The sequence below is a fragment of the Streptomyces sp. WMMB303 genome (genome assembly GCF_029351045.1).
GTDB lineage: Bacteria > Actinomycetota > Actinomycetes > Streptomycetales > Streptomycetaceae > Streptomyces.
The window spans coordinates 4,903,661-4,916,965 of the sequence record NZ_JARKIN010000001.1 but is presented as its reverse complement, the minus strand read 5'-3'; the positions used below and the strand labels follow the sequence as shown (position 1 = coordinate 4,916,965).

Here is a 13,305-nt window from a genome sequence, read left to right as displayed (position 1 = left end):
ATTCGACACCGTCAGAAGAGGGAGCGAGAAGTTGGACGCCAAGGCATCGTGCGAAGCGGCGCTGTGCGCCCTGTTCGCCGAGACGCTCGGCAGGGACCACGTCGGCCCCCACGACGACCTCTTCGAGCTCGGCGGTCATTCGTTGACGGCGATCAGGCTGCTCGTCCGGATCCGGGCCACTCTCGGCGAGGAGCTGAAGATCAAGGAGATCTTCGACTTCTCCACGCCCGCCGCGCTGGCCGGGCGGCTCACCGGAGCGGCCGCCGACGACGCGCGCGCCCCTCTCACCCGCGTCGAGCGTCCTGACGTGGTGCCGCTGTCGTTCCCCCAGCGCCGCCTGTGGTTCCTGCACCGGATGGAAGGCCGCTCGGCGACCTACAACGTTCCGCTGGCCCTCCGCCTCACCGGCACCGTCGACGGGGAGGCGCTGCACTCGGCCCTGCTCGATGTCGTCGGTCGGCACGAGTCGCTGCGCACCGTCTTCCCCGACGTGCACGGCGAGCCCTACCAGCTGATACGGGACCTCGACGAGGCCGACTTCCGGTGGGAGCGGCGGTCGGTGCCCGAGGCCGACCTGGAGCGCACCCTCCGAGAGACGGCCCGACACACCTTCGACCTCGCCACCGAGATCCCCTTCCGGGCCTGGCTGTTCGACACGGACGCAGAGCACAGCACGCTGCTGCTGTTGCTGCATCACATCGCGGGTGACGGCTGGTCGATGGCTCCGCTGACGCGTGACGTGGTGGAGGCGTACACCGCCCGTGTCGAGCAGCGCGATCCGGAGTGGTCCGAGCTGCCCGCGCAGTATGTCGACTACACGCTCTGGCAGCGCGACCGGCTCGGAGACGTCGACGACTCCGAGAGCGTCTACGCACAGCAACTCGACTACTGGCGTGCGGAGCTGGAGGGGCTGCCGGAGCAGGTGACCTTCCCCGCCGACCGGCCCCGGCCGGCCACCGCCGGCTACGAGGGGATGCGGGTCGACTTCCGGCTGGACGCTGAGTTGCATCGGGGTCTGGTGGAGTTGGCGCGGCGGTCGAACACGACGGTGTTCATGGTGTTGCAGGCCGGTATGGCGGCGCTGCTGACGCGGTTGGGTGCGGGGACCGACATCGCGTTGGGCAGTGGTGTGGCCGGCCGTACGGACGAAGCCCTCGACGACCTCATCGGTCTCTTCGTCAACACCTATGTGCTGCGGACGGACACCTCGGACAACCCTGCCTTCGAGGAGCTCCTCGCCCGGGTGCGGGAGCGCAGCATGAGTGCGCACGAGCACCAGGACGTGCCGTTCGAGGACCTCGTCGAGGCCCTCAACCCGCAGCGCTCCGCCGGCCACCACCCGCTGTTCCAGGTCGCCATGGTGCTGCAGAACGCACCGTCCGAGGACTTCCGGCTGCCGCACCTCCAGGTGAGCTCCGAGTTCATCAGCACCGACACCTCGCGCTTCGACATGCTCGTCGAGATGTACGAACGCCACGACGCCGCAGGCGGTGTGGCGGGTATCGAGGCTCTCGTCGAGTTCGCGACGGAGTTGTTCGATCGGGGTTCGGTTGAGGGGTTGTTGGCGCGGTGGGTGCGGTTGTTGGAGCAGGTGGTGGCGGATCCGTCGTTGTCTGTGGGTGGGGTGGAGTTGCTCTCGGGTGAGGAGCGGGAGCGGCTTGCCGGGTGGAATGACACGGCGGTGGCGTTGCCGGAGGTCTCGCTTGCGGGGTTGTTCGAGGAGCAGGTGCGGCGTGATGCGGATGCGGCAGCGGTGGTGTGTGGTGAGCGGTCACTGTCGTATGGGGAGTTGAATGCGCGGGCGAATCGGCTGGCGCATTGGCTGATCGGCCAGGGCGTGGGGCCTGAGGTGTTGGTGGGGGTGGAGTTGCCGCGGTCGGTGGAGTTGGTGGTGGCTGTGCTTGCGGTGGTGAAGGCGGGTGGTGCGTATGTGCCGGTGGATCCGGAGTATCCGGTCGAGCGGCGTGCGTTCATGGTCGAGGACGCTGATCCGTTGCTGGTGCTGGGGCCGCAGGAGTTGGCGCAGGATCTGTCGGGCTTCCCGGAGACCGACCCCGGTGTCGACATTGAGGGTCATCAGGCTGCCTATGTGATTTATACGTCGGGTTCGACGGGCTGGCCGAAGGGGGTTGTGGTTTCTCATCGGGGTGCGGTGAGTCTGTCCCGTTCCCAGGTGGAGGGTTTGGGGGTCAGTTCGTCGAGTCGGGTGTTGCAGTTCGCGTCGCCGGGTTTTGATGCGGCGTTCTGGGAGTTGGTGATGGCTTTCGGGTCCGGTGCCGTGTTGGTGGTGCCGGAGGGTGGTCGAGTCGTCGGCGACGACTTGTTGAAGGTGCTGTCTCGGGGCCGGGTTACGCATGTGACGTTGCCGCCGTCGGTGTTGGGCGCGGTGCCGGGGGGTGCGGAGTCCGCATTGCCGTTGTTGGAGTCGGTGGTGTTGGCGGGTGAGGCGGCGCCGCCGGAGTTGGTTGCGCGGTGGTCGGTGGATGGCCGTCGTGTGGTGAATGCGTATGGGCCGACGGAGTCGACGGTGTGTGTGTCGATGAGCGGTGGGTTGTCGGGTGGGGTGGTGGCGCCGATCGGTCGTCCTGTGGTGAATACGCAGGTGTATGTGCTGGATGAGGTGTTGCGGCCGGTTCCTGCCGGTGTGGTGGGTGAGTTGTATGTGTCGGGTGCCGGTTTGGCGCGGGGTTATCTGGGGCGTGCGGGCCTGACGGCGGAGCGGTTTGTGGCGTCGCCTTTCGAGCCGGGTGCGCGGATGTACCGGACGGGTGATCTGGTGCGGTGGAGCGCGGACGGCCAGTTGGAGTTCGCGGGCCGTGCGGACGAGCAGGTGAAGCTGCGAGGCTTCCGCATCGAACCCGGCGAGATCGAATCCCTTCTGACCAGCGATGCAGGAATTCTCCAGGCGGCGGTGGTTGCGCGTGAGGACATTCCGGGGGACCAGCGGCTCGCCGCCTATGTCGTGCCGGATCTGGCCGCGGCGGCCGCCCACGCCGGTGCTGACCAGGGAGCCGTCTCCTCGGGTGGGGACGCTCAGGTGGAGGAGTGGCGGGAGATCTATGACTCGGTGTATTCGGGTGTGGGGTCGGGTGGTTTTGGTGAGGATTTCGCGGGGTGGGACAGTTCGTATTCGGGTGAGCCGATTCCGTTGGGTGAGATGCGGGAGTGGCGGGATGCGGTTGTCGAGCGGGTGCGTGGGTTCGGTGGTGGTCGGGTTCTGGAGATCGGGGTGGGGTCCGGTCTGTTGATGGGGCATTTGGCTTCGGGGGTTGAGGAGTATTGGGGTACGGATCTGTCGGGTGCGGTGATCGAGCGGCTTCGTGGTCAGGTTTCTGAGGCGGGGTTGTCGGATCGGGTGCGGTTGCGGTGTCAGCCGGCGGATGGGGCGGGGGATCTTCCGTTGGGGTATTTCGACACGGTGGTTCTCAATTCGGTGGTGCAGTATTTCCCGGATGGGGAGTATCTGTCCCGGGTGCTGGATTGTGCGCTGGGGTTGTTGGTGCCGGGTGGGCGTGTGGTGGTGGGGGATGTGCGGCATGCGGGTTCGTTGCGGGTGTTGCATGCGGCGGTGCATGGGGATCGTGGTGTGCAGGCGCGTGCGGTGGTGGATCGTGCGGTGTTGTTGGAGAAGGAGTTGGTGGTGGCTCCGGAGTTCTTCACCGGGCTGGCCGGGGGTGATGCGCGTGTGGGGGCTGTGGATGTGCGGCTCAAGCGGGGTGGCTGTCACAACGAGTTGACGCGGCACCGGTATGAGGTGGTGCTGCACAAGGCGCCGTCGAAGGCCCGGGATGTGGCGGCGGTGCCGCAGATTTCCTGGTCCCCGGATTTCGATCTGGCCGATGTAGAAGGCCCGGTGCGGATCTCGGGGATTCCGAATGCGCGGCTGGTCGGTGAGGTGGCGGCAGAGCGCAGGCTGGATGGCCTGGATGCCGGTGATCTGGGTTCCGGGGTGGATCCGGAGGAGTTGGTGGTGCGGGGTGCTGAGTTGGGGTTGCGGGTGGTGGTGACGTGGTCGTCCCGTTCGGTGGCTTTGTTCGATGCGGTGGTGCTGCCCGGAGACGAGGACGAGCGCCCCATGTCCGGTGTGTATGTTCCGGCCGGTTCGGGTGGTCCGTGGGTGAACAGTCCGGTGGCTGCGCGGGGCATCGGGGCTGTGGTGAAGGCGGCGCGTGAGCGGCTGGTGGAGGGGTTGCCGGAGTACATGGTGCCGTCGGCGGTGATGGTGCTGGACCGGTTGCCGCTCACGCCGAACGGGAAGCTGGACCGCAAGGCGCTGCCGGTGCCGGAGTATGCGGCGAGCGTGGGTGGGCGCAAGGCCCGGACTCCGCGCGAGGAGACGCTGTGCGGGCTGTTCGCCGGGGTGCTGGGTCTGGAGCGGGTCGGGATCGACGACAGCTTCTTCGACCTGGGCGGCCACTCCCTCCTCGTGACGCGGCTGGTCAGCCGGATCCGTAGCGTGGTCGGCGTCGAGCTTCCCATCAAGGACGTCTTCGAGGCCCCGACCGTGGCGCTCTTGGTGGAGCGGCTGCGAGGGGAGGGCCGGATACGTAGGTCTCTGGTGCCGGTGGAGCGGCCGGATGTGGTGCCGCTGTCGTTCGCGCAGCGTCGACTGTGGTTCCTGCACAAGCTGGAGGGGCCCTCCGCGACGTACAACATGCCGCTGGCCTTCCGGCTGACCGGTTCCGCGAATGCGGAGGCGTTGCACGCTGCGCTGGTCGATGTGGCCACTCGGCACGAGTCGCTGCGTACGGTGTTCCCGGAGGTGGACGGCGAGCCCCGCCAAGTGGTGCTCGATCCTGCTGATGCCGCGTTCGGCTGGGAACACCGTCGGGTGACCGAGGCGGAGCTGCCGACAGTGGTCCGGGAAGTCTCCCGCTACGGTTTCGAACTCGCCTCCGAGGCACCGATCAGGGCCTGGCTCTTCGACACGGATGGTGACACCAGCGTCCTCCTGCTGCTGTTCCACCACATCGCGGCGGACGGGTGGTCGATGGGTCCGCTGGCGCGGGATGTGGTGGCGGCGTACACGGCGCGTGCGCAGGGCGCTGTGCCGCAGTGGTCGGAGCTGCCGGTGCAGTACGCGGACTACACGCTGTGGCAGCGTGAACTGCTGGGCGACGAGAACGACCCGGACAGCCTCTTCACGCAGCAGGTCGGCTACTGGCGCGACAAGCTTGCGGATCTGCCCGAACAGGTGACCTTCCCGACCGACCGGCCCCGGCCCGCGGTGGCCTCGTACGCCGGTGAGACCGTCACGTTCGAGGTCGAGGGAGAGCTGCACCGGCGCATGGCGGAACTGGCGCGCGGGACCGGTTCCACGGTGTTCATGGTGTTGCAGGCCGGTATGGCGGCGTTGCTGACGCGGTTGGGTGCGGGAACTGACATCGCGTTGGGCAGTGGTGTGGCGGGGCGTACCGATGAGGCGTTGGACGACCTTGTCGGGTTGTTCGTGAACACGTTCGTGCTGCGGACGGATACGTCGGGTGATCCGGGGTTCGAGGAGCTGCTGAGCCGGGTGCGGGAGTCGAGTCTGGAGGCGTACGCGCACCAGGACGTGCCCTTCGAGCACCTGGTGGAGTTGCTGAACCCGAACCGTTCCACCTCCCACCACCCGCTCTTCCAGGTCGCACTCGTACTCCAGAACACCGACCAGGGGGATTTCACGCTCCCGGGGCTGCAGGTCAGCACGACCGAAGCCGATCCGGGCACCGCTCGGTTCGACATGCTGCTGTCACTGACCGAACGGCACGACGCCGGCGGGAACCCCGCGGGAATCGAGACCGTCGTGGAGTACGCGACGGACCTGTTCGACCGTTCCACCGTCGAGGCGGTCTTCGACCGTTGGAAGCGACTGCTGGAGCAGACGCTCAGCGATCCGGCGCAGCCCATCGGCAAGGCCGTCCTGCTGACCGAGACCGAGCGGCAGCAGACTCTGACGACCTGGAACGACACCGCGGCCGACGTACGCCGAGAGACCCTCGTCAGCTTGGTCGAGGAGCAGATGGCGCGCACTCCGGACGCCCCTGCTGTGCTGTCCGGCGACACGAAGCTCAGCTACGCTGAGGTGAATGCGCGAGCCAACCGACTCGCCCGCCATCTGGTCACCCGCGGCGTCGGCCCCGAGCAACTGGTGGCCGTTGCTCTGCCCCGCTCCGCCGACACGATCGTGGCGTTCCTTGCGGTGATCAAGGCCGGTGCCGCCTATCTCCCGCTCGACCCCGACGACCCGGTCGAGCGTCTTCGGTACACACTGGGTGACGCGCGGCCCGCACTGATGCTTGTCTCCCGCGACCGCGACCTGGCCGCGGACGCGGAGGTCCCGTGCGTCGCCATGGACGAGACGTCGACCGTCGAAGCGGTCGCTCAGCAGGACGCGTCCGACCTGACGGACGCCGACCGCGCGGCCCCACTGACTCCGGCCGCCCCGCTGTACGTCATCTACACCTCCGGTTCCACCGGCCGGCCGAAGGGCGTCATGGTCGAGCACCGCGGGCTGGCGAACAATCTGCAGTGGATGCAGGACACCTACCCGGTCGGGCCCGGCGACGTGCTGCTGTTCCGCACCTCTGTGCGGTTCGACTCCGTCGGTCTGGAGATCTGGTTTCCCCTGCTGCACGGTGCCGCGGTCTGCGTGGCCCCCGGCGACGTGGTGCGTGATCCGCAGCGCCTCGTGTCCTTCATGGCCGAGAACAAGGTCACGATCGCGCAGTTCCCGCCGTCCCTGCTGGCCAATCTGCCCGAGCCGCCTGCCGGGCACTCGGTGCGACGTGTCTGGGCCAGCGGCGAGGCCCTGCGACCGGACCTCGCCGCCCGCGTCAGCGCGTCCTGGAGCAGCGAGCTTTCCAACCTCTACGGCCCGACCGAGATGACCATCCAGGTCGCCTCCTCGGTCTGGCAGGGTCCGGACGGCGTCGCGAACAGTGTTCCCATCGGACGGCCGATGTGGAACACCCGGCTGTTCGTCCTCGACGCGGGCCTGCAGCCGGTCCCGGTCGGAGTCGTGGGAGAGCTCTATGCCGCGGGCGCTCAGGTGTCACGCGGCTATCTGCGGCGTCCCGGGCTGACGGCGGAGCGGTTCGTGGCGTCGCCGTTCGAGCCGGGTGCGCGCATGTACCGCACGGGTGATCTGGTGCGGTGGCGTGCGGACGGTCAGCTGGAGTTCGTGGGGCGTGCGGACGAGCAGGTGAAGCTGCGGGGCTTCCGGATCGAACCGGGGGAGATCGAGTCGCTGTTGGCCTGCTGTACGGGTGTGCGGCAGGCGGCGGTCGTGGCGCGCGAGGACACGCCCGGTGATCAGCGACTCGCGGCGTATGTGGTGCCGGACCTCGAGGCGGCTGCCTCGGCCGGGGTCGAGGCCGACTCCGGTACGGCGGCGGAGGCCGCTGTGGCGAGCGACGCCCAGGTGGAGGAATGGCGGGAGATCTATGACTCGGTCTACGCCGAGAGCGCATATGGCGAGTTCGGTGAGGATTTCGCCGGCTGGGACAGCGCGTACACCGGTGAGCCGATTCCGTTGGGTGAGATGCGGGCGTGGCGGGATGCGGTTGTCGAGCGGGTGCGTGGGTTCGGTGGTGGTCGGGTTCTGGAGATCGGGGTGGGGTCCGGTCTGTTGATGGGGCACCTTGCGCCGGGGGTTGAGGAGTATTGGGGTACTGATCTGTCGGGTGCGGTGATCGAGCGGCTGCGTGGTCAGGTTTCTGAGGCGGGGTTGTCGGATCGGGTGCGGTTGCGGTGTCAGCCGGCGGATGCGGCGGGGGATCTTCCGTTGGGGTATTTCGACACGGTGGTGCTCAATTCGGTGGTGCAGTATTTCCCGGATGGGGAGTATCTGTCCCGGGTGCTGGATTGTGCGCTGGGGTTGTTGGTGCCGGGTGGGCGTGTGGTGGTGGGGGATGTGCGGCATGCGGGTTCGTTGCGGGTGTTGCATGCGGCGGTGCATGGGGATCGTGGTGTGCAGGCGCGTGCGGTGGTGGATCGTGCGGTGTTGTTGGAGAAGGAGTTGGTGGTGGCTCCGGAGTTCTTCACCGGGCTGGCCGGGGGTGATGCGCGTGTGGGGGCTGTGGATGTGCGGCTCAAGCGGGGTGGCTGTCACAACGAGTTGACGCGGCACCGGTATGAGGTGGTGCTGCACAAGGCGCCGTCGAAGGCCCGGGATGTGGCGGAGGTGCCGCAGATTTCCTGGTCCCCGGATTTCGATCTGGCCGATGTAGAAGGCCCGGTTCGGATCTCGGGGATTCCGAATGCGCGGCTGGTCGGTGAGGTGGCGGCAGAGCGCAGGCTGGATGGCCTGGATGCCGGTGATCTGGGTTCCGGGGTGGATCCGGAGGAGTTGGTGGTGCGGGGTGCTGAGCTGGGGTTGCGGGTGGTGGTGACGTGGTCGTCCCGCTCGGTGGCTCTGTTCGATGCGGTGCTGCTGCCCGGAGACGGGGACGAATCGGTGCTGTCGGGTGTGTATCTGCCGGCTGCTTCGGGTGGTCCGTGGGTGAACAGTCCGGTGGCTGCGCGTGGCATCGGGGCTGTGGTGAAGGCGGCGCGTGAGCGGCTGGTGGAGGGATTGCCGGAGTACATGGTGCCGTCGGCGGTGATGGTGCTGGACCGGTTGCCGCTCACGCCGAACGGGAAGCTGGACCGCAAGGCCCTGCCGGTGCCGGAGTATGCGGCGAGCGTGGGTGGGCGCAAGGCCCGGACTCCGCGCGAGGAGACGCTGTGCGGGCTGTTCGCCGAGGTGCTGGGTCTGGAACGGGTCGGGATCGACGACAGCTTCTTCGACCTGGGCGGACACTCCCTCCTCACGACGCGGCTGGTCAGCCGGATCCGTAGCGTGATCGGCGTCGAGGTGCCGATCGCGGCTGTCTTCGAGAACCCCACGGTGGCTGGCCTGGCGCCGCGCCTCACGGGCGATGGTCGTACGCGTGCGGCCCTGACGCCCATGCCTCGGCCTGAGGCGGTGCCGCTCTCGTTCGCGCAGCGTCGCCTGTGGTTCCTCCACAAGCTGGAGGGCCCCTCCGCCACCTACAACATGCCGCTTGCGCTCAGGCTCAAGGGCGAGCTGGACGCGGATGCACTCAGCGGTGCCCTGCGTGATCTGGTCGTCCGGCACGAGTCGCTGCGTACGGTCTTCCCCGAAACCGACGGTGAGCCCCGCCAGTCGATTCTCGATCCGCAGAGTGCGGAGCTGGACTGGCAGCGCCGCTCGGTGACGGAGGAGGAACTGCCGAAGGTTCTGGAGGAAGCGGCTCGGTACGCGTTCGAGCTGGGTTCCGAGATACCCGTGCGCGCATGGCTGTTCGACGTGGCGCCGCAGGACAGCGTCCTGATGCTGCTGGTGCACCACATCGCGGGTGACGGTTGGTCGATGGGGCCGATCGCACGGGATCTGGTGGCGGCGTACACGGCGCGTTCGCAGGGCAGTTTGCCGCAGTGGTCGGAGCTGTCGGTGCAGTACGCGGACTACACGCTGTGGCAGCGTGAGTTGCTGGGCGACGAGAACGACCCGGACAGCCTCTACACCCGACAAGTCGACTACTGGCGCGACCAGTTGGCGGGTCTGCCGGAGCTGGTGACCTTCCCCACCGACCGGCCCCGTCCGGCAGTCGCCTCCTTCGAAGGCACCCATACCGACTTCACACTGGACGCGGAGCTGCACCAGGGCTTGGTCCGGCTGGCGCGGCGGTCGAACACGACGGTGTTCATGGTGTTGCAGGCCGGTATGGCGGCGCTGCTGACGCGGTTGGGTGCGGGAACTGACATCGCGTTGGGCAGTGGTGTGGCGGGGCGTACCGATGAGGCGTTGGACGACCTTGTCGGGTTGTTCGTGAACACGTTCGTGCTGCGGACGGACACGTCGGGTGATCCGGGGTTCGAGGAGCTGCTGGGCCGGGTGCGGGAGTCGAGTCTGGAGGCGTACGCGCACCAGGACGTGCCCTTCGAGCACCTGGTGGAGTTGCTGAACCCGAACCGTTCCACCTCCCACCACCCGCTCTTCCAGGTCGCACTCGTACTCCAGAACGCGCCTGAAGGCGACTTCGATCTGCCGGGGCTGAGGGTGACGCCCGAAGACGTCGGGATCGGCAGGTCCCGCTTCGACATGCTGCTGAGCCTGGCCGAGCGCGCCGGCGGGCGCGGGGTGACCGGGACCGTCGAGTACTCCACGCGTCTCTTCGATCGGGGTTCGGTTGAGGGGTTGTTGGCGCGGTGGGTGCGGTTGTTGGAGCAGGTGGTGGCGGATCCGTCGGTGTCTGTGGGTGGGGTGGAGTTGCTCTCGGGTGTGGAGCGGGGGCGGCTTGCCGGGTGGAATGACACGGCGGTGGTGTTGCCGGAGGTCTCGCTTGCGGGGTTGTTCGAGGAGCAGGTGCGGCGGGACGGGGAGGCGACGGCTCTGGTCCATGGACAGCAGAGTTTCTCCTACCGGGAGGTGAATGCGCGGGCGAATCGGTTGGCGCATTGGCTGGTGGGTCAGGGTGTGGGGCCTGAGGTGTTGGTGGGGGTGGAGTTGCCGCGGTCGGTGGAGATGGTGGTGGCTGTGCTTGCGGTGGTGAAGGCGGGTGGTGCGTATGTGCCGGTGGATCCGGAGTATCCGGTCGAGCGGCGTGCGTTCATGGTCGAGGACGCGGATCCGCTGCTGGTGCTGGGACCGCAGGAGTTGGCGCAGGATCTGTCGGACTTCCCGGAGACCGACCCCGGTGTGGTGGTGCAGGCGACGCATCCCGCCTACGTGATCTACACCTCGGGATCGACCGGCCGGCCCAAGGGGGTCGTGGTCTCCCACCGTGGTGTGGCCGGCCTGGCCCACACCCAGCTCCGGCGACTGGGCACCACCCCCCGCAGCCGAGTCCTGCAGTTCGCCTCACCCAGCTTCGACGCGGCAGTCTGGGAACTGGTCGCCGCCTTCGCGGCCGGCGCCGCGATCGTGGTGCCCGACAGCGCCCGGCTGGTCGGCGAGGCACTGCGAGATGTCCTGGCCGCCCAGCACATCACCCATGCGCTGATCCCGCCCTCCGTACTGGCGACACTTCCGGCGGGCTCCGAGGAGGAGCTCACGGAGTTCGCATGCGTGGTCGTCGGTGCCGAGGCGGCTCCGCCGGAACTGGTGGCGCGCTGGTCGCGGGGCCGTCGCGTGGTGAACGCCTACGGCCCGACCGAGTCGACCGTGGCGATCTCGATGAGCGACACCTTCTCCGACGATGTGGTGCCGATCGGGAGCCCGGTCGCGAACACCCGAGCCCACGTCCTGGACGAAGTACTGCGGCCGGTTCCTGCCGGGGTGGTCGGTGAGCTCTACGCTTCGGGTGCCGGTCTGGCCCGTGGCTATGTCGGGCGGGCGGACCTGACCGCGGAACGTTTCGTGGCGTCCCCCTTCGAGCCCGGCACGCGGATGTACCGGACCGGCGACCTGGCCCGCTGGCGAGCCGACGGTCAGCTGGAGTACATGGGCCGTGCCGATGAACAGGTCAAGGTGCGCGGCTTCCGCATCGAGCCGGGGGAGATCGAGTCCCTCCTGACCGGCTGCGGAGGTGTCCGCCAAGCCGTGGTCCTGGCGCGTGAGGATGTGCCGGGGGACCTGCGGCTCGCCGCCTATGTCGTGCCGGATCTGGCGGCGGTGGCCACGACCGCCGAGGGCGATGCCGAAGAGACGCCGTCCGACGAGGACGCCCAGGTAGGTGAGTGGCGGGAGATCTATGACTCGGTGTATTCGGGTGTGGGGTCGGGTGGTTTTGGTGAGGATTTCGCCGGTTGGGACAGTTCGTATTCGGGTGAGCCGATTCCGTTGGGTGAGATGCGGGAGTGGCGGGATGCGGTTGTCGAGCGGGTGCGTGGGTTCGGTGGTGGTCGGGTTCTGGAGATCGGGGTGGGGTCCGGTCTGTTGATGGGGCATTTGGCTTCGGGGGTTGAGGAGTATTGGGGTACTGATCTGTCGGGTGCGGTGATCGAGCGGCTGCGTGGTCAGGTTTCTGAGGCGGGGTTGTCGGATCGGGTGTGGTTGCGGTGTCAGCCGGCGGATGCGGCGGGGGATCTTCCGTCGGGGTATTTCGACACGGTGGTGCTCAATTCGGTGGTGCAGTATTTCCCGGATGGGGAGTATCTGTCCCGGGTGCTGGATTGTGCGCTGGGGTTGTTGGTGCCGGGTGGGCGTGTGGTGGTGGGGGATGTGCGGCATGCGGGTTCGTTGCGGGTGTTGCATGCGGCGGTGCATGGGGATCGTGGTGTGCAGGCGCGTGCGGTGGTGGATCGTGCGGTGTTGTTGGAGAAGGAGTTGGTGGTGGCTCCGGAGTTCTTCACCGGGCTGGCCGGGGGTGATGCGCGTGTGGGGGCTGTGGATGTGCGGCTCAAGCGGGGTGGCTGTCACAACGAGTTGACGCGGCACCGGTATGAAGTGGTGCTGCACAAGGCGCCCACCACGGTGGTGGATGTGGGTGTGTTGCCCCGGCGTGCTTGGACGCCCGAGTTCGACCTCGCCGAAGCGGAGTCACCGATTCGAATCACCGGCATCCCCAATGCGCGACTCATCGGGGAGGTGGCTGCCGAGCGGCGTCTCGACGGGTTGGATGCCGGTGATCTGGGTTCCGGGGTGGATCCGGAGGAGTTGGTGGTGCGGGGTGCTGAGTTGGGGTTGCGGGTGGTGGTGACGTGGTCGTCCCGCTCGGTGGCTTTGTTCGATGCGGTGGTGCTGCCCGGAGACGAGGACGAGCGCCCCATGTCCGGTGTGTATCTGCCGGCTGCTTCGGGTGGTCCGTGGGTGAACAGTCCGGTGGCTGCGCGGGGCATCGGGGCTGTGGTGAAGGCGGCGCGTGAGCGGCTGGTGGAGGGGTTGCCGGAGTACATGGTGCCGTCGGCGGTGATGGTGCTGGACCGGTTGCCGCTCACGCCGAACGGGAAGCTGGACCGCAAGGCGCTGCCGGTGCCGGAGTACGCGGCGAGCGTGGGTGGGCGCAAGGCCCGGACTCCGCAGGAGGAGACGCTGTGCGGGCTGTTCGCCGAGGTGCTGGGGCTGGAGCGGGTCGGGATCGACGACAGCTTCTTCGACCTGGGCGGACACTCCCTCCTCGCCACCCGCCTGATCAGCCGGATCCGCAGCGAACTGCAGACGGAAGTCGCCATCGGCACGATCTTCGAGACCCCCACCGTCGCCGGGCTGGCCGATCACTTGACGACGGCCTCCCGCACAGCGGCGCGGAAGCGTCCGGCGCTGCGCCGCATGACACGGCCGACCGGCAAGCCCTGAGGGATTCCCGGCGGCAGACGGAGCCGGCCGGGAGAGAGCAAGCCGCGTATGTCGGCTGAGCCACGAGATGGAAGAGAGGAAGA

The 13,305-nt window shown here is 67.9% G+C and carries 1 protein-coding gene; it reads left to right on the top strand.

The genetic code is table 11. The annotated features are described in order from the left end of the window. Positions 1–31: 31 nt before the first annotated feature. On the top strand, positions 32–13,222 hold the full coding sequence (locus P2424_RS21760) for a non-ribosomal peptide synthetase (RefSeq protein ID WP_276477431.1): 13,191 nt from the start codon (positions 32–34) through the stop codon (positions 13,220–13,222). Positions 13,223–13,305: the final 83 nt, after the last annotated feature.